Source organism: Anaerocolumna sp. AGMB13025, from assembly GCF_029689925.1.
In the GTDB taxonomy this organism is placed as follows: domain Bacteria; phylum Bacillota; class Clostridia; order Lachnospirales; family Lachnospiraceae; genus Anaerocolumna.
Genome location: NZ_CP121445.1, coordinates 3,625,816 through 3,645,175, shown reverse-complemented (window position 1 = coordinate 3,645,175; position 19,360 = coordinate 3,625,816). Strand labels below are relative to the sequence as shown.

Here is a 19,360-nt window from a genome sequence, read left to right as displayed (position 1 = left end):
GGCTTTATGAAAGCAACAAAAGCATGTGTATGATGTGAAGGTAAAAATTGTTCACATAGAGACAGGAAAGATACGATTGATATGGCTGAAAGAATAGAATTAGGGAAAGGAAATGCCATTACAGGTTCTTTCAGCTATTTGTTTATGGTAGCATAACAGGCAGAGCAGCATTTAGTAAGCAGGCGGCCCAGGATATGCAACAGGTATGAATATGAGAAAAAACAGTATTAAGAACACTAGAATTAATGGGGAAGTACAGCGGGAATTAAGCCAGTTAATTAACAGAGAAATCAAAGATCCCAGAATAAATCCCATGACCTCTGTAGTTGCCGTAGAGGTAGCTCCGGATTTAAAACATGCAAAGGTTTATATCAGTGTCCTGGGAGATTTAGAATCCCAGAAAAGCACATTGGCAGGCCTTAAAAGTGCAGCCCCTTTTATGAGAGGACAGTTGGCAAAAAGCATTAACCTGCGTAATACGCCGGAACTTACCTTTGTATTGGACCAATCCATCGAGTATGGTGTTAATATGTCCCGTCTGATTCATGAAGTAAATAAAGATATTGAAACTTCCGATACTCTTGATGAAAGTATCGGGGATGATTCTGATGGTGAAACTGACTTAGATGACGATACAGAGGATGAGGAAGATTAAGATTTTGGTCAGAAGGTGACCCCGGTGGGAATACCTAAGCTTATTGAGAAGGTATTAGGTGTGGAGGTTATTATGAAACACATATTGGAAGTACTAGGAGATGCCAGAACCATAGGAATAGCCGGTCATGTCAGACCTGACGGCGACTGTGTGGGTTCCTGTCTGGCATTGTATTATTATTTAAAAAAAGCAACAGGAGAAGGAATCAGGGTAGATCTTTATCTGGAGCCGATACCTGAAAAATTTAAGACCGTAGGAAATACGGATATAATTAAACAGGAAAATGAAGAAAGTATAAAATATGATCTATTCATTGCCCTGGACAGCGGAAGTCTTGACCGACTGGGATTTGCCCAGGAATACTTTTTAGCTGCCAATAAAACTTTAAATATTGATCATCATATTAGTAATACCAGGTTTGCAGGTACGAATCATGTGGAGGATAATGCAAGTTCCACCTGCGAAGTACTGTTTGGTTTGTTTGAAGAGGATAAAATCGATTTAACCATTGCAAAAGCCCTTTATCTTGGAATTATTCACGACACGGGAGTGTTTAAGCATTCCAATACCTCTGAAAAGACCATGATGATAGCCGGAAAGCTTATCACAAAAGGGGTGCCCTTTTCTCAAATGATTGATGAGACTTTTTATCTTAAGAATTATCATCAGAATCAGATGTTAGGACGTTGTCTTTTAGAAAGTATATTAGTACTACATGGTAAATGTATTGTATCCTCAGTCAGTAAGAAGACCCTTGAGTTTTATGATTCCACCTCGGCAGATTTAGATGGTATTATAGATCAGTTACGGATTACCGAAGGTGTGGAAGTAGCAATCCTTCTTTATGAAACAGATCTTCATGAATATAAGGTAAGTATGCGAGCCAACGGTTTTGTTGACGTTAGAAAAATTGCTGCTTATTTTGGCGGCGGCGGTCATATTAAGGCGGCCGGTTGTACCATGCACGGAACGATACATGATGTTGTAAACAATCTGACCGCACATATTGAACATCAATTATCCAATCAAACCAGTGAACAGGAGCAATAAAACTTGATTAACGGAATTATCAATGTATATAAAGAAAAGGGGTTTACTTCCCACGATGTAGTTGCAAAACTCAGGGGTATGGTAAAACAAAAGAAAATCGGCCATACCGGAACCTTAGACCCCGATGCCGAAGGGGTACTGCCTGTTTGTTTTGGAAATGCTACAAAATTATGCGATATGCTGACAGAGAAAAGTAAAACCTATGAAGCGGTTTTAAAACTGGGGATTGTTACAGATACCCAGGATATAACCGGTTCAGTACTTAATTCATTCCCTGTAACGGCGGACAGAGACCAGATAACAAAAACCATTCTAAGTTTTATCGGTGAGTATGACCAGCTGCCGCCGATGTATTCTGCAATCAAGGTAAATGGCAAGCGTTTGTACGAGCTGGCAAGAGCCGGTAAAGAAGTGGAAAGGGAAACCAGAAGAGTTAGGATCTCTGACATCCGTATTCTTGAGTTTAATGAAGCAGACCATGAAGTCAGAATATCAGTTGACTGTTCAAAAGGAACTTATATCAGGACCTTATGCCATGATATTGGGGAACGTCTAAATTGCGGAGGCTGTATGAAGACTCTGCTAAGAACAAGATCAGGAGCGTTTGCACTTTCAGACAGCTTAAAACTGTCCCAAATCCAGGTTCTGATTGATCAGGACAAGCTTACAGATATCCTCATGAAACCAGAGGATATGTTTCCAAACTATGAAAAGGTAGTAGTATTAGAAGAATTTACAAAAAACATTTATAATGGTAACAGTTTCCGTCTGGAACAGGCAGAACATCATACCGTTCTGTTTTTGGAGGGTAACAGTAATGAAATAGAGCGAATAGTCAGAGTATATGATCATGAGAGACAATTCATTGGCATATATGAGTATTGTTCAAAAGATAAATTATTTAAACCGGTAAAGATGTTTTTATAATAATAGGAGTAATTCGTATGGAATATATAACAGGTAGGACAGATATTAAACTTTATAATTCCGCCGTATCTTTAGGCAAGTTTGACGGAATCCATCGTGGACACCAACTTCTGTTAAATAAAATTCTGGAACAGAAAAAACAAGGTTTGCAGGCAGTGATGTTCACCTTTATGTTTCATCCGGACAACCTGTTTTCAGATAAAGAAATAGATACCATTTATACGGAAGAAGAAAAACGGTATTTACTGGAGCAAAGTGGTCTGGATGTACTGGTTTCTTATCCGTTTACGGAAGAAACCGCATCTATGGAACCGGAAAGCTTTATAAAAGATATCCTGATTGAAAAACTGGATGCAAAAATGATTGTAGTCGGTTCCGATTTTGGTTTTGGTCATAACCGCAAGGGTAACGTTGCCATGCTTAAGGAACTATCCGCAATTTACGGTTATGAACTGATTGTATATGATAAGATTAAAATTTATGATAATATTATAATGGAAGAACAGGTTATCAGCAGTACCCTTATCCGGAATGAAATAATAGAAGGACATATGGAGAAAGCAAATAACATGTTAGGAAAACCTTATACCTTAATCGGAGAAGTGCAGCATGGGAGAAAAATCGGTCGTACCTTAGGATTTCCAACGGTTAATCTAATTCCTCCCGCCCATAAACTGCTGCCGCCCAAAGGCGTGTATGCATCCATTACTACAATCAATGGCATAAAGTATCCGGGTGTTACGAATATCGGATACAATCCTACGGTGGGTACCACGCCGGAACCCAGGGTCGAAACCTATATTTTTGATTTTGATGAGGATTTATACGGGGCTTCCATTGAAGTTTCCTTATATGCCATGGAAAGAAAGGAAACTAAATTCGATTCCCTGGAGGGATTAAAAGCACAGATGCAAAAGGATATTGCTTTCGGACGGGATTATTTTTCTAAACACTTGTATTGATTTTGAGGGACTAAGTTTAATAACTTTATAGCTAGATTCATATAAGTTTTCAAAGATTTTATAAAAATGGCTGGAAACCTCATAGAACTAATTAGTGAGGCATTCCGGTCTTTACTATTTATGGAAAAGAATCCTGGAAAATAATTGACATATTTTGGAATGCGTGATATGATAAAAATTACATAAGTCGACTTATAAAACTATTAGGAGGTGTGTAAATGAAAGGTATTAAAAAATTATTTTGTATCATCTTATGTTTTTCCTTATTCTATATGAATGCAAATATTGCTTTGGCGGCTAGTTCGAGTAGAGAAATTTTTAGTGATGATTTAAGTGAGTCACGATACAATTCTCTGAAAGAATATGCTGAAGAATTTATAACAGCAAACAATTGTAAACAAAAAATAGTGGATGTTTATCCTTTATATAATTTAAATGATGAACTAATAGCTGTATTATTTAAATTGGATATAGGTTATATTATCATTAATATTAGGGATTTAAGCATTCCTGAATTTTCATTTATAAGTGAATCTATTTATTCGTCAGACGATGTGAAAAAATATTATAATGGTGCATTTGAGTATTTTGAGGAAAATGGAACAGATAAAAATTATGTGTATGATTTATTTGGTGAAAAGGAGGTAGATAGAAAAAATCTAAATACGTCTAATTTGTATGGCAGTGATAGTAGCGTCCTCGACCCTCAAACAGTGCCTAATATATTACAAATTAGTACTTCACCCAATACACAGACTGATTCTGCAAGAGCATCTGCCTCATCACAAACCTACTCGCTAAGGTACTCGTTACCAAACTATTCTTACAATCCTAATGGCATATGTGGTGCTAATGCAGCGGCAATGTATTTACGTTATTTAGATTTGCATCGTGATTCCAATATTATACCCAGTAATCTTTCATCTGAAGTAACCTTAATAAAATATCTTGAAAATTACATACCTGCATCAAGTGATGCTGGTGATGTATATTTTGGAATAATGAATTATTATAATGATCGAGATATAATTCAAGATATTTACTTGTCTACAACTAACTCAGCAGATATTGTTAGATGCTTATCATCTGATACTCCATACATAGCTGGTTTTATTGCTTCATCTTCGTTAGGTGCTCATTGGGCAACTGGATATAGTTTCATCGAATATTCAACTGGAAGTGCATATTTAATTATAAATAATGGGCATGGTAATTCAGGAATCTATATGAATATTACTCAAAGCGATATGATAATCGGTTAGATGAAAGAGTGGAAGACATAATGAAATCAAAAAAAGTAATACTTTCTTTACTATTTGTTTTAGTTATGGTAATTATATATCTCATATTATATAATAAAACTTATCATATAAAAGTAAATACAGATAATATATATGAGATTCAGGTAAAAACATCAGATGCTGATGGATTAAATACTAAGACGATAACAAATGTTGATGAAATTAAAGACTATATGGATGACGCGCTTAATATGAAATTTACTCATCCCAAATTCAATACAGGTAAAGGATGGGTAACGTCAGTAGATATTAAAATGAGGAAAAAGGATGGTAGTGAATGGATATATGGGTATACGCTTTTTGATGACCGGATTAATATAGGCTCAATTCAGTATAAAATTATATCGCAATAAAATTATCCATCATGTTAATTACAGACTGTTACATAAGATGACGGAAATATAGAATTTTTCAAAATAGTAACAGTAGAATTTATTAATAATAGAATTACTTATAGTAAGTTTTATACGTTGATACACGACTTTGTCCGCATTTTAATCATGACATTAAAAAAGCTGTTACATTTAAGTGTGAAATATGCTTAAATTGAGTAACAGCTTTTTTACATTTTCCAGGTAAATAATTTGACATTTTACTTGATATAGTCATATAATTAAATTAAATATATTATAAGCTTATGGTTAGGGCTTTTATTTTGGACATTAAGTTAAAGTATTCAATAACAAAGAGAGAAAAAATATAAGAGAAATGGTAAAAATAGACATAAAAAAATCTGTCAACAAAAATATGTAAAGGCAGTAGTATGAAACTAAATTAGATAAAACATTGTGGGTAATACAATAATCTGATAACTTACAGGAGGTTTTAATGAAGATAGTATATCGAAGTTTAATAGTCTTACATATTCTGGTTGGCGTAGGTGCATTATTTGGTGGTTTTGCGGCAATTACAGATCCGTTATCACCCCTTGGAGCCCCGGTAGATATGTTAAAGAAGTCACCTTTTCATGATTTTTTTATACCTGGACTGCTTTTATTTTGTGTAATCGGTCTTGGTAATTTATTTAGCGGAGCAATGTTTTTTGCTAAATCGAAATACCAGGGATATATAAGCAGTGTTTTTAGCTGGGCTTTGGTTATATGGATTGTAGTGCAGGTAATTATGCTGCAGGCAGTTGCGTTCCTCCATGTTTTGTTCTTTTTCATAGGATTGGTCCAGGCAGCTTTATCCATGGCATTGTTATTTGAGCATAGATTATTCCCGACGAATATCATTTTGGATATTTTGAAAAAATAAATAACGTAATAAGATAGAGTAATTAGATATAGTTAAAAGATAGTGTTAAAGATAGGCTAATAAGATAATGCAATAGGATAAGGAAATAAGATATACTGATAAAATAAAGTTAAAATTAAGGAATCACCTAACATAAAAATTATTTTAAATATCCTTTATAAGAATTTAAAAGATATATACAATTATGGATTAACAGAAATTGAATTTAATAAATAATTTTTAGTATTTTGGAAATAATATTATTATAAAAATATCGCATGAGGAAAGGGGGAATTTTATTCCCCCTTTCCTCATGTGTAGCATAAAGGTTTTTCTTATTTTGCATTTATTTTCTTTACAGGAACATAAATTTCCATAACAGTGTCTAGGCGTTGGTGACAACGTTCATCATAATATTCAAAATCAAGTTTTGTTTCATCATAAATATATCCGCTGTCTGTAAACCATTCGGTAAAGATATATTTCCAGGTACTTTTAATAATAGCTGCAAATTCATCCTGATCGGTATCCATAGTGGTGTCAACAGGGGGTGTTGTAAAAACGGCATATTCCGCTTCTGGTACTTCAATGGTGAGCATATCCTCAGTAACGTTTTCAAAATCGGTAACAATAACCCCTAAAAGATAAGTTAAAGTTCCATCCTCTGGGGAAGGTATACATAAGCCAACCTCACCGTGAGTCTCGGGATTCAGAATCTGATAAAGTTTTGATTCTAAGTTTTCACCTTCGTAATAGCTCCAAAAAGATGCAATATCTTTCGTATAACTGCTGCCGGTTACATTGGTTTTAATCCCGTAACCAGCTGCCTTAAAAGCTGCTTTTTTCATAATAACTGGTTTCATCATATAACCTCCGATATTCTGATCTGACTTTAACTCCAGAAATCCGGCCATCCGCGCTGCATACTGGGTAGGGCTGAAATGAAATTCTTTACGAAAGGCTTTGGCGTAACCACCCGGTGTTTCGAATCCATATTCTAAGGCAATGTCGATAATTTTTTTCCCTTGAAATAACTCAGTAGAGGATAAGGATAATTTCCTTTTACGCACATATTCCATTAATGGAATCCCTTTGCAGATACAAAATACACGGCAGAAATGATATACGGAATATCCCATTGCAAGAGCTATTGTTTCAGCAGTTAAATTATCCTTAATATGTTCTTCCACATAATCGATACATCGTTCCATATCCTTGCTGTAATTCAAGCTGTCACCAAACCTTTCTGTAAGTTATTTAAAGTATACCAGTCAGGAGCTTTCATTGCTGTTCCAGATTTGCTGTTTTTCTATAAATAATCCTTAAGAGCATGGTAAAGGGCTGAAATACCAGAGGGTATTCTATCCTCCGCTATATTGGCATAGCCAAGCAGAATAGAGGGGAAGCCAGACTCTGAGGGCAGAGTTATATAATGTTCACTGAGTCCATACAACTTAATATTACATTTGGCGGCGGCAGCAATCAGTTCTTTTTCCGTGGCGTGGCTTTTAAAGTGAAGAACCAAATGTAGTCCGCCGTTTTCCCCCTCCACTGTTACCTTATCTTTAAATACCTTTAAACTTTGAATCACCAGATCATGTTTGCCTTTATATATTTTTCTCATTTTATTTAGGTGCCTCTCAAAAAAGCCGTCTGTTATGAAGTGTGTAATAATATTCTGGTCGACTCTGGACACAGTAGAGGAATAATAATATAAGTGCTGTCTGTATAATTCCAGCAGTCTTTTGGGAAGAACCATATATCCAACCCGGATAGCAGGTGCTACGGCTCTGGAAAAGGTTCCAAGATAAATTACCTTATCCGACGAATCAATTCCCTGGAGAGACGGGATGGGTTTTCCTTTGTAACGGAATTCACTGTCATGATCATCCTCAATAATATAGCGGTCCGGAGATTTACCTGCCCATTGTAATAGTTCCATCCGCCGTTTGATTGGCATAACAATTCCAAGAGGATACTGGTGGGAGGGGGTTACATATACTACATCGGCAGGGGTATGTTCCAGATAATCGGTTTTTATACCACTTTGATCCAAAGCAATTGGGATTACCTGGTAGTGAAGTCCGGTAAAGATTTTATAAGCCCGTTTATAAGTGGGATTTTCCATGGCTATACTTCCGGTATTCGTATATTGGAATAACTGTGCTAACAACTGGAGGAGATAATCGGCACCGGCACCGATGAGGATTTGTTCCTCACCGCAGTTTACACCACGGGATTCGTGAAGATATCTTCCTATAGCAAGCCGCAGGCTTTCATCTCCTTGATTGTTGCCAAGAAGAAATAAGTCATTATTATATTCGTTCATACAGTTTTTGGATAACTTACGCCAGATATTAAAAGGGAAATTATTGATATCGATGGCAAAGGGTGAAAAGTCATAGTCATAAGGTATTTTTGCTTTAGCCGTGGACTTAGGTTTCTTAATCTGTTTTGGAGTTATATTTACTAAATCGGAAACCATGGCAACATAATATCCGCTTTTAGGGATTGCTTCAATATAACCTTCTGATACTAATTGGGCATAAGACATATCCACCGTATTGCGGCTGACCAAAAGATTGGCAGCCAGGTTCCTGGTTGAAGGCAGTTTATAGTGATAAGGCAGACTGCCATTTTTAATTTCATCTTTAATGTACGTATAGATTTGTTCATATATAGGAATGGACGAAAGGGGATCAATACCTACAGTCAGCAAAATTGTCACCTCCAAAGTGGTATGGTTAAAAATTTGATTTGTATATGATAGAAGAATACCAGTTATAGATAGATTTGGCAAGTTAAATGTTGAAATTCCAGAAAATGTATGAGATAATTAGATACTATTAATAGCTTGTTTAGCCGTTTTGGATTTTATGCTTTATATAGAAAAGGAAATTCGTAAAAGGAGATTTAATGCTTATGATTGAAGTTAAGAATGTTACGAAAAGGTATGGGAAGTTTTTAGCGAATGATTCCTTACTATTCACAGTAAGACCGGGTGAAATATCAATACTGGCCGGTCCCAATGGTGCGGGGAAGTCTACCATTATAAAAAGTATTGCGGGGCTTTTAAGATTTCAGGGAGAAATTCTGATATGCGGAAAGAAGAATAAATCCTTGGAGGCTAAAAGGAATCTGGGTTATATTCCGGAGTTGCCTGCCTTATATGATATGTTAACAATCTGGGAACACATGGAGTTTATAGCCAGGGCGTATTCGTTAGAGAATTGGAAGGAACGGGCAGAGGAACTGTTTGAACGGTTTGAACTAGACGATAAAAAAAATAAATTAGGAAATGAATTATCAAAGGGCATGCAGCAAAAGGTAAGTATCTGCTGCGGTCTGCTCCCTGCTCCCAGAGTCTTGTTATTTGATGAACCACTGGTGGGTTTGGATCCCCATGCGATTAAGGAATTAAAAACTATGCTGGTGGAATATAAAAAAGAGGGAAGATCGATTTTATTAAGTACCCATATGCTTGACAGCGTGGCAGAATTCTGGGACAGTGCCAATATAATGATGAACGGTAAAATAGCCGCCTCCAGGTCACGGGTAGAAATAGAGGGTACCGGTGAGGATCTTGAGAAATTATTTTTTGATATTACAGAGAGTGGCAGGACCAACAAAGGCAGGGTGAGCGAATGAAAGCTTTAGTATATCTCTTACGAACTACTGCAAAAAACCGAATCTTAAATTTAAGGAAAAAGCCGGCGTTATTAATCCTATATTTATTTATTATAGCAGTTATTACAATAATGATTGTTACATCCGGTTCCTCCGGCAGCCAGCCAGGGAACCCAAAAAACTTTAGTGATGTCCGTATTTTATATATGGTTACAGCCGGTATCGGTTTCTTATTTTTATATTCCTTTGTTACCACAGGTTTATCTACGGGCTCCACATTATTTAGTATGGCAGATGTAGGTCTATTGTTCGTAGCTCCGGTATCTTCGAGAAAAATACTGATCTATGGACTCATTAAACAAATGGCGACAACCTTTTTAAGTGCCTTATTTATTTTATATCAGGTCAAAACCATAAAAAGCAGTTTTGGTCTTGGTATGGGAGCTATATTTAATATATTTATTATATATGCGATACTGATCTTTTTCTGCCAGCTGCTGTCCATTGGAATCTACATCTTTTCCAATGGTGACCAGAAACGCAAGGAGTTAGTTAAGACGGTATTATATGGTTTATTTGTAGTTACGGCCTTGGGAATATATTTTCAGTATTTGCAGCATGGAGGTACCATATTTGAGGCAGTTTTAAATCTGATGAGTTATAAACCGTTTCAGTTCCTTCCGGTTACAGGCTGGACGGTTATGTTTATCTGTGCAACAGTAGAAGGTAATGCAGGTCTGCTTATCTTGTCATTACTTTTATTCTTTGGTAGCAGTATCATAATCATATCGTTATTTACTTCCGGGGAAGCGGATTATTACGAAGATGTACTGACTAGTACGGAGGTAGTCTATAATAAACTTCAGGATGCTAAAAACGGCAGGAAAACGGTAAACATCAGAAAGATTAAAGTAAAGGAGAAGGATACCGGTTTTCAAGGCGGCCAAGGAGCCAGTGCAATATATTATAAGCATTTTTTGGAAAAGAAACGAACCAGCAGGCTATTGTTTTTAGATACCTATACGGTATTGGCTGCAGGCGGGTCTGGGATTTTATGTTATTTTATGAAGGCAGAATCTTCCGTTTACCTGGTGCTTGGTATTTTGGTTTATGTACAGTTTTTTTTCACCATACTTGGGAGATTGTCCGATGAACTTACGAAACCATATATTTATCTGATACCGGAAAAGTCTATAAAGAAGATAGTCGCAGCCTCGATGACAACGATTATAAAACCTTGTTTTGATGCAGTAATCATATTTATTGTGGTTTGCATTGTAAGCAAAACATCGCCGTTATTAAATCTGTTCTTAGCCCTTGCATATGCCTCCTCCGGTATAATATTTGTCAGTTATACCTTATTGTGCCAGAGAATTTTTGGCGGGCAGCCTAATAAATTAATCTCAGCAATGCTTGGAATTAGTTTATTTATGCTTGTAATGGCACCTGGAATCGGAGCCAGTATAACGGCAATTTATTTGCTGCCAAAATCACTGATATTCCTGGGTACCTTACCGTTTACCTTCTGCTGTATTGTGTTATCTGTTTTTATATTTGTAGTGTGTGGGGATTTGTTAGATAAAGCGGATTATACCGGAAAATAAGCGGTATAAATTAATTCTCACAGTCAATATGAAAAATACCGATTTCTTTATAATGATCAATTTTATAATTAACGGTATTCAGACTGCTGTCTAACTGCTTCATTTGTGCCAGAATATGTTCCTTGTGCTTTATAAGAATCGCTTTACGTATTTCAACGGTTTCATTTCCCTCTAAACACAGGTTCATGAATTCTTTTATGTTTTCAATAGACATACCTGAATTTTTAAGGCAGCAGATTAATCCCAGCCAGTCAATATCGTTGTCGGAAAATTTTCTTATTCCGCTCTGGCTTCGTTTTACTAATGGCAGTAATCCTTCCTTATCGTAATAACGTAAAGTATATATGGATAGTCCGGTTTTTTCGGAAACCTGCTTAATTGTATATTCCATGTGTAACTTCCTCCATAGTTCATAAGGTGCTCTATCCTCTATAAAATAACATAATGTGATTTTAGTGTCAATCTTATAGATATACTTTTTATCACAAAATATATATAACCAGAAAACAGATAAAATACTTTAGCAAGGTGAATTGGGTACACATGGTATAACTTGAAAAAGTAGACTTGAAAAAGTAGAAATGATAAACCTGGCAAAAAACCATTGACCTATAGTTAACTCTATGGATTATACTTGTCTTATACCTAAAACAATATGGGGATTTGAAAGGAGTTTTATCATGAATTACAGGAAATTTGGAAAGACCGGAGAACAGATATCAGCTCTAGGTTTTGGTTGTATGAGACTGCCCGAATATGAAGAAGATGGAAAATGGTTCATTGATGATGAAAAAGCAGCCGAAATGCTGCTTCACGCTTATGAAAATGGGGTTAATTATTTTGATACCGCGCCGTTTTACTGCCATTCCAACAGCGAGCTTGCCGTCGGAAAAGCGTTGAAAGGAATCAGGGAAAAAGTCATGATATCCACGAAATGTCCGGTAGGTGACTGTAAAGAAACGGGAGATTATAGAAAGTTCCTGGAAAGAAGCCTTGCAAAACTGGATACTTCTTATATTGATTTCTATCATTTCTGGGGAATTAATAAGAAGGGGTTTGACGAAAAAATGGTAGGTCTTAATCTTTTGGAGGAAGCAAAAAAAGCAAAAGAGGAAGGCTTAATCAAGCATATTTCGTTCTCGTTCCATGATGAAGCACAAAATATCAAATACATAATAGATACTGCAGAGGAAATGGGGGTTCCTATGGAAACTATGCTGGTGCAGTATAATCTTTTAGACAGAAGCAATGAAGAAATGATAAGTTATGCTGCTTCAAAAGGCATAGGCGTAGTTGCTATGGGTCCTGTTGGAGGTGGCAGACTCTCAGCACCTACCGATCTATATGCGAAATTAACCGGAAAACCTTCAATCGCTACCTATGAGCTTGCATTTAAATTTGTACTGGGTAATCCGAATTTAAGCTGTGCTTTGTCCGGTATGCAAAACCTTGATATGGTAAAAAAGAATCTGATTATCGGCAGTGACAGCGGCATACACTCCGAAGAAGAATGGAAACAATTAGGCGATGCAGTAGAACAGCTTAAGAAGTTCAGTGAGTTATACTGCACCGGATGTTCCTATTGTCAGCCATGTCCGGTAGGAATCAATATACCCCATATCTTTAATATGTATACTTACCACAATGTATACGGGTTAACAGACCATGCAAAAGCAGAGATGAAAAAATATAAAGCAGAAGCCGGTAAGACCATTGCAGATTGTAAAGACTGCGGTCTCTGTGAAAAGAAATGTCCTCAGAAGCTTAAAGTTCGTGAAGAATTAAAACGCGTTGAAGATATTTTGGCAGCAGTATAAGTTTATAGCAAAGTTTAAGTTTTATACGTGTGCCATAGCACACAGATGGGAGATAGTATGAAGATTTTATTTATTGGTGGAACGGGAACTATAAGTACGGCGATTTCCAAGGCAATACTGGAAAGAGGAGATGAACTCTATTTGTTAAACCGTGGCAGCAGGAATGAGACACTGCCAGACGGAGTCAGAGAATTAAGGGCAGACATTAATGAGGAAGAAAAGGTTACTGATCTAATCGCTCAGTTAACGTTTGACGTGGTAGCAGATTTTATTGCTTTTGTACCGGCCCAGTTAGAGCGGGATTACCGTTTGTTCCGTGGTAAAACAAAACAGTTTATCTTTATCAGTTCAGCCTCTGCTTACCAGACCCCTTTATCTGATTACCGGATAACGGAAGGTACGCCTTTGTCGAATCCTTTTTGGGAATACTCACGTAATAAAATTGCCTGTGAAGATTACTTAATGAAACTGTACCGGGAGGAGGGTTTCCCGGTTACGATTGTAAGACCCAGTCATACCTATGACGACAGAAGTGTTCCTTTAGGGGTTCATGGTGAAAAAGGCAGTTATCAGGTAGTCAAGCGAATGCTGGAAGGGAAAAAAGTCATTATCCATGGTGACGGAACTTCTCTTTGGACTATGACCCATAATGCAGATTTTGCAAAAGGATTTGTTGGTCTTTTAGGTAATATTCATGCAATCGGAGAAGCAGTCCAGATTACATCAGATGAAACCTTGACCTGGAATCAGATTTATGAAGCAATTGCAGATGCGTTAGGTGTTAAACTGAATGCTATACATGTAGCTTCAGAGTTTTTGGATGCTGCCAGCAAGCTTGATTATAACGGGTCGTTACTGGGAGATAAAGCTAATTCTGTAGTCTTTGATAATTCCAAATTAAAAAGGCTGGTTCCGGAATTTACCGCTACCATACGTTTTGATCAAGGGATAAAAGAAACAGTTCAAAATGTTTTAAATCATACAGAATATCAGGTTGAAGATAAGGAATTTGATGAGTGGTGCGATAAAGTCATCAAAGCCCTGGAACAAGCAGTTTTGGATATTAATAAATAAATACCTAACATTAATTAAAAAATTACAATATAAATAGTGTCCTCGGTTTTTTTACCGGTGGCACTATTTTTGCTGTTAATTTGATAAAGCCGCTCTGAGGGAGAGATTTATAACGAGCTAAGGATATATGAGAGAATTTTACATTTAAAGGTAGCAGTAAGTTTATATAAGTGTTATAATAACTCTTAGTATTATAAGGAGTGGTTTCATCAGTAGCTTAAGGGTCTTGTGGTATGTTTCGAGCGGACTTGGAGCAAGGTTGGATTCCATAGCAGACCTAATTTTATGCGCGCTTATCTTATGTTCGATTTTTCTTTGGATGGGTAAGGTAGTTCTGTGGTTCGTGTGTATTCTTGCAGCAGTTTCGGCATTGGAGGAAACCATAATTCATATTACATCGGATAAGCTTGATTTAGACAGGAGAAGCATATTCAACAGATAAGTGTACTATTTTCCTATTTGGTTTATATTCATCTGATGATATAATAAAATTTTGGTGTATATAGCAGGATGAATATGGAAAAGACATGTTATCAGAAAAATCAGGCATTAATGACAAGGAGCAAAAAAGAATGAACTTACTGAGTAACATAATTATAGATGTATATTCTATCGGTATTGTAATAATTATTTATATTTTTTCACGAAAACAAAACGATGATGATACCCTTCAGAATAAACTTTATAAAGGTGTGCTGAAAATTACGATTCTGATGCTTATGGTTGATATATTAAGCAGATTTGACGGAAGACCGGATACGATTTATTCGATCTTAAACCAGGTCGGAAATTTTACCATTTTTCTGTTAGGCCCTGTTATTTCCTCTCTTTGGCTGTTATATGTACATGACCAGATCTTTAAAGAAGAAGAAAAAACGAAACGGCTGCTGCTCCCAATCTTTATTGTAAATGGGTTAAATATAATCTTCCTGCTCATTACACAGGTAAATGGGTGGTATTATTCTATTGATGCTGATAACATTTACCGCAGAGGACCAATGTTTTATCTAGCTGCATTTTATACTGATATATTTATGATTGCCGCCTTTATTTTAACATTAAAGAATCGGGATAAGATTAACCGGAAGCAACTGTTCTCACTGCTGTTTTTTGCGGTGCCCCCATTCATCGGTACCATTTTACAAATTGTTTTCTATGGGATATCCATTGTACTGAATGGAATCGTATTCTCAATTCTGATTGTCTCGTTTAATATTCAAAATACGAATATGTATACCGATTATCTAACCGGAGTTTATAATCGGAAAAAGTTAGAATCTTCTTTAAAGCAGAAGATTAGTACAAGTTCTCCGGCTAAGACTTTTTCTGCTATTATGGTGGATTTGGATAATTTTAAGTTAATCAATGACACTTATGGTCATGATGTTGGAGATAACGCATTACAGGTATGTACCACTCTGTTAAGAAATAGTTTAAGATCCAATGATATGATTGCTCGGTTTGGCGGAGATGAGTTTTTTGCTATACTGGATATCTCGGAACAGGATAAACTGGAAGAAATAGCTGGAAGAATCAGAATGTCCATCGATAATTACAACAGGACCAGCGGTAAACCTTATAAGATTGGTTTTAGTATGGGGTATGCGGTTTATGATCCTGCGTCTAATTTAAACGCTGAGGATTTTCAGAAACTTTTGGATACTTTGATGTATGAAAATAAGGTGTTTAATAAAGGGGTGGTGTATCGGGAAGAGGATAGTTGCTAGCAGAGACGCTTCGCAGTTTGGGGTGCGTTGGGTGCTTTATAACACAGCTTGGGAGTCTTTTGACTGCGAGCTGTTTTTCTTTGGCTCCTTCCTCTATTTGGACAATCTTACACTTGTTTTTTGACAAATATAACATAGTCTATTACTATTCAATCATTATTCTAAAACTACAATTCTAAGTCGAGTCTATCCTGCCTTACCTTTCAGAACGATGGAACTTTCATATCAGACATAGTTTGCCTAAGGTAAAATTCAATAAGAATAATTGGAAAGAAGCCCATATTCTAGACATGCAATCATTCAATTATAATTTTTCAATGTATGATTATACCATAAAAATATACAATAATAAGATTAAATATTAACAAAAGAAACTAATTCTTACAGGGACATATACGTGTTATAATAGTAGAAGAAGTAGATTTGTACATAAAAAGCATGTGTATCTGGGAGGATTTATGAAAATCATCAAAAACTTATCCGTACGTAAAAAACTATTAATCAGCATGCTTACCCTTTCGGTTTTTCTGGTTACCTTAATTACTTCCATTGCTGCGTTTATTACTTATAATACCATGCGGGATCAGTTGATTTATAATCGGAGGATGAGCGTCAGGTGGTTACAGGACAGGCTGGATATGGAGCTTAAGAATTATATTGACCGGTTTTATGAATTCGAAGTGGATAAAGAAATAAAGACAGATATTAATAAATGGTGCCAAGGGAAAGAGAAAAATGAATTGGATTATAAATCAAAATTGAGGTTGATTTCTGCATTAAATGAAACGATCAGTATGGACAGTAACCTAAATTCCATGGAATTATATAATTTATCCGGGGATTACGTACTGTTAGCAGAACGGTCAGGAGCTTCTTTGGTCCCAACTGGGGAAAGGCTTTCTTATTGGATGAACAGAGATGCTTCCCTTCAGACAAATCTGGTTTTTTTTAAAAGTGGTAAGGAGATTACCATTGCTCATCAGATTTATAATTTCTATAACAATAAGCCCATTGCTTTGATAACCATGCAGATGCGTCCCTTTGAAATACAGGATATTTTAGAGGATATCAAGATGACGGCAGATGAATCAATTATGATATTTAATGACCAGAATGAATTAATTGAGGCAGATTACGGCAAGGAGGCTGCTTTTTCCTCAGCTGAGGTAGAAGGAATCATGGAAGGTCTTGGCAAAGCCGAAACCCAGGAGGTGTTTACCGGAGGTAATTTCTGGTTTTATCGGTCGGTTAAGGGGGGCAAATTAAAAGTATTGTTAGCGGTACCAGATCATACAATTCTGGCAGCTCTTAGTAATACTTTGCTGGGCGGGTTCATGGCGGCGGTAATTGCGGTAATTATCTCTGTAATTGCATCCATACTGTTTTCCAGGGTATACAGTAAGCCTATTATTGATTTATCTGCCAAAATGCGGACGGTAATGCTGAACGACTTTGCAGGTGTAAAATCAGAAGGCAGACAGGATGAAATAGGAATTTTACAGGACAGCTTTGGAGTCATGCTAGAGAGAAACCAGAAATTAATCATGCAGGAGTATCAGAGCAAGATTGATAAAAGGGATGCACAGCTGCAGGCACTGCAAGCTCAGATCAATCCTCATTTTATGTATAATACCCTGCAGGTAATCGGAGGTATGTCTTTAAAGAAACAGGCACCAGAAATTTATACGGTTACCACTGCATTAAGTGACATCATGCGGTATACCCTGAACTTCTCAGGGGAAATGGTCTGTTTAAGGGAGGAAATCCATTATCTGCAAAGCTATCTTATGATTCAGGATGAAAGGTTTGGAAACCGCATTGAGTTGGTGTTAGATATTACAAGAGATTTAATGGACTGCCGGATACCAAAATTAATTTTACAGCCAATACTTGAGAATAGTTTTGAACATGGTCTATCCAATAAATCCGGTAAATGGAGTATATGCCTTAGGGGACAGTTAACGGATAAGAAGGATTTGCTCTTAACCGTGAACGATAACGGAATCGGTATACCTTTTGACAAGCTGAAAGAACTACAGGAGATGCTCTTAAATGATGCAGAAAATACCCTGAAGGCGGAATCCCACATAGGGCTATGCAATGTAAATTCCCGTATTCGGTTAAAATATCCCGGAGATAACTATGGTGTTACTATAAACAGCAGGATAGGGGAAGGCACTACAGTTAAGGTATTATTAAAAGCAGTAAAGGAGATCAAACCTCATGAGCAAATATAAAGTGGTTATCATCGATGATGAGCCTTGGACCAGAGAAGTAATTAAAAGTCTGGGGGAATGGGAGAGTAAGGGAATCGAAATTGCGGGGGAGGCCTCTGATGGGGAGTATGGGCTGGAATTGATACGGCAGGTATCTCCGGATATTATATTGACAGATGTACGAATGCCCCAGCTTAGCGGAATCGATTTAATTGATATAATCAGAAAAGAAGGCAACCAGGCTTTCGTACTTTTTATCAGTGGCTATGATAATTATGACTATATACGCAGTGCACTAAAGCTTGATGCGGTGGATTATCTGCTAAAGCCCATAAAAAAAGAAGAACTGAATCATCAGCTGGATCAGTGCATAACCCTTCTATCCAAAAGAAATGAAACGGTTCGTTTGGAAACCAATACAGAAGCAGGTTTTTTAGACGTAAACTGGGCCGGTAAGTTTTATGCTCTTCGGGATGCCTTGTATGATTCCCTGTGTTCTAGTAACCTTCAGGTTATAAAACAAAAATTTGATGCCATCAGGCTGTTGGTTACCACAGAAAATGAAACAAAGAATTTATCCAAGGGAAATATGATCTGTATTTATTATACCCTTATGAATATCTTAGAGCGTTTTATCCAAAGACAGGAGTTCATGCCTGGTGAAATATATAAAGAGGAAGCAACTACCTTTGTGTTCAGCCGTGAAAGTACCCTGGAAGAAATGTTGTCCTTTGTTTTAAGGCTTTATTTAAAGGCCTCCGAAACCATACAAGAAATTACACGCAGCCGTAATAAGCTGGATCTTGAGAAAATCAAGAAGTATATACAGGAAACTTATACGGAAGGGATTACCCTGGAACAGACCGCTCAATTTTTTTATGTCAGCAAGGAATACTTAAGTAAAAGCTTTAAGGCAGCTGTCGGAAGGGGATTTTCTGAATATGTCACGGCCCTTAGAATGGAGAAGGCAAAGGAACTGATTCTGGAATACAAGATACCTATCAAGGAAGTCGGCAGCTTAGTTGGATACGTGGATCAGGCCCATTTTTATAAAACCTTTAAAAAATATTATAACCAGACGCCCGGTGAAATCAGAGGTTAATAATTGACAATAAATAATAGCGGATTTGGAAAATGCCTTTTTATAGGATCGGCTGTATGATA

At 36.6% G+C, this 19,360-nt stretch carries 18 protein-coding genes; 15 read left to right on the top strand and 3 right to left on the bottom strand.

What is annotated here, in order from left to right; genetic code table 11:
• Positions 1 to 211 precede the first annotated feature (211 nt).
• From rbfA to QA584_RS14940, 7 genes are all read left to right on the top strand, one after another.
• The gene (gene rbfA / locus QA584_RS14970; RefSeq protein WP_278275181.1) at positions 212 to 655 is read left to right on the top strand and encodes a 30S ribosome-binding factor RbfA; all 444 of its coding nucleotides are present in this window, start codon (positions 212 to 214) and stop codon (positions 653 to 655) included.
• A gap of 72 nt (positions 656 to 727) precedes the next feature.
• Positions 728 to 1,705 (top strand): DHH family phosphoesterase, encoded by a 978-nt coding sequence (locus tag QA584_RS14965; RefSeq protein ID WP_278269850.1) that lies wholly within the window; start codon positions 728 to 730, stop codon positions 1,703 to 1,705.
• Positions 1,706 to 1,708: 3 nt separating this feature from the next.
• Positions 1,709 to 2,632: a tRNA pseudouridine(55) synthase TruB gene (truB, locus tag QA584_RS14960; protein ID WP_278269849.1), complete on the top strand. Its 924-nt coding sequence runs from the start codon at positions 1,709 to 1,711 to the stop codon at positions 2,630 to 2,632.
• 17 nt (positions 2,633 to 2,649) lie between these two features.
• Entirely contained in the window at positions 2,650 to 3,594 is a 945-nt protein-coding gene (locus QA584_RS14955) for a bifunctional riboflavin kinase/FAD synthetase (RefSeq protein ID WP_278269848.1), read from the top strand.
• Positions 3,595 to 3,812: 218 nt separating this feature from the next.
• Complete coding sequence (locus QA584_RS14950; RefSeq protein ID WP_278269847.1) at positions 3,813 to 4,856, top strand: hypothetical protein; 1,044 nt, start codon at positions 3,813 to 3,815, stop codon at positions 4,854 to 4,856.
• Positions 4,857 to 4,876: 20 nt separating this feature from the next.
• Positions 4,877 to 5,248, top strand: a complete 372-nt coding sequence (locus QA584_RS14945) for a hypothetical protein (protein WP_278269846.1) — start codon at positions 4,877 to 4,879, stop codon at positions 5,246 to 5,248.
• A gap of 475 nt (positions 5,249 to 5,723) precedes the next feature.
• On the top strand, positions 5,724 to 6,152 hold the full coding sequence (locus QA584_RS14940; protein ID WP_278269845.1) for a hypothetical protein: 429 nt from the start codon (positions 5,724 to 5,726) through the stop codon (positions 6,150 to 6,152).
• A 314-nt stretch (positions 6,153 to 6,466) separates the two neighbouring features.
• Here the strand turns inward: QA584_RS14940 and QA584_RS14935 are convergent, their stop codons facing one another.
• A complete protein-coding gene (locus QA584_RS14935; protein WP_278269844.1) occupies positions 6,467 to 7,360 on the bottom strand; it encodes an AraC family transcriptional regulator in 894 nt (297 codons plus the stop codon).
• Positions 7,361 to 7,440: 80 nt separating this feature from the next.
• Positions 7,441 to 8,853: a MocR-like pyridoxine biosynthesis transcription factor PdxR gene (gene pdxR, locus QA584_RS14930; protein WP_278275180.1), complete on the bottom strand. Its 1,413-nt coding sequence runs from the start codon at positions 8,851 to 8,853 to the stop codon at positions 7,441 to 7,443.
• A gap of 200 nt (positions 8,854 to 9,053) precedes the next feature.
• Between pdxR and QA584_RS14925 the strand changes: the two genes are divergently transcribed.
• Together QA584_RS14925 and QA584_RS14920 are read left to right on the top strand one after the other, a co-directional pair.
• Positions 9,054 to 9,779, top strand: coding sequence for an ABC transporter ATP-binding protein (locus QA584_RS14925; protein WP_278269843.1), 726 nt, complete (start codon positions 9,054 to 9,056; stop codon positions 9,777 to 9,779).
• A complete protein-coding gene (locus tag QA584_RS14920) occupies positions 9,776 to 11,362 on the top strand; it encodes a putative ABC exporter domain-containing protein (RefSeq protein ID WP_278269842.1) in 1,587 nt (528 codons plus the stop codon). The genes QA584_RS14925 and QA584_RS14920 overlap by 4 nt, the downstream gene beginning before the upstream one ends.
• A gap of 10 nt (positions 11,363 to 11,372) precedes the next feature.
• Here the strand turns inward: QA584_RS14920 and QA584_RS14915 are convergent, their stop codons facing one another.
• Positions 11,373 to 11,753 carry a MerR family transcriptional regulator gene (locus tag QA584_RS14915; protein ID WP_278269841.1) on the bottom strand — a complete coding sequence of 127 codons (381 nt, stop codon included), beginning with the start codon at positions 11,751 to 11,753 and terminating at the stop codon, positions 11,373 to 11,375.
• Between the two features lie 289 nt (positions 11,754 to 12,042).
• On the opposite strand from QA584_RS14915, the gene QA584_RS14910 reads away from it, so the two are divergent.
• The 6 genes from QA584_RS14910 (at position 12,043) to QA584_RS14890 (ending at position 19,298) form a co-directional block, all read left to right on the top strand.
• Positions 12,043 to 13,179: an aldo/keto reductase gene (locus QA584_RS14910; protein ID WP_278269840.1), complete on the top strand. Its 1,137-nt coding sequence runs from the start codon at positions 12,043 to 12,045 to the stop codon at positions 13,177 to 13,179.
• 57 nt (positions 13,180 to 13,236) lie between these two features.
• Positions 13,237 to 14,253, top strand: coding sequence for an SDR family oxidoreductase (locus QA584_RS14905; RefSeq protein WP_278269839.1), 1,017 nt, complete (start codon positions 13,237 to 13,239; stop codon positions 14,251 to 14,253).
• A gap of 226 nt (positions 14,254 to 14,479) precedes the next feature.
• Positions 14,480 to 14,695 carry a CDP-alcohol phosphatidyltransferase family protein gene (locus QA584_RS28860; protein WP_442870336.1) on the top strand — a complete coding sequence of 72 codons (216 nt, stop codon included), beginning with the start codon at positions 14,480 to 14,482 and terminating at the stop codon, positions 14,693 to 14,695.
• Between the two features lie 130 nt (positions 14,696 to 14,825).
• Complete coding sequence (locus QA584_RS14900) at positions 14,826 to 15,980, top strand: GGDEF domain-containing protein (RefSeq protein ID WP_278269838.1); 1,155 nt, start codon at positions 14,826 to 14,828, stop codon at positions 15,978 to 15,980.
• A 458-nt stretch (positions 15,981 to 16,438) separates the two neighbouring features.
• On the top strand, positions 16,439 to 18,217 hold the full coding sequence (locus tag QA584_RS14895; protein WP_278269837.1) for a sensor histidine kinase: 1,779 nt from the start codon (positions 16,439 to 16,441) through the stop codon (positions 18,215 to 18,217).
• Positions 18,204 to 19,298 carry a response regulator transcription factor gene (locus QA584_RS14890; protein WP_278269835.1) on the top strand — a complete coding sequence of 365 codons (1,095 nt, stop codon included), beginning with the start codon at positions 18,204 to 18,206 and terminating at the stop codon, positions 19,296 to 19,298. The genes QA584_RS14895 and QA584_RS14890 overlap by 14 nt, the downstream gene beginning before the upstream one ends.
• Positions 19,299 to 19,360: the final 62 nt, after the last annotated feature.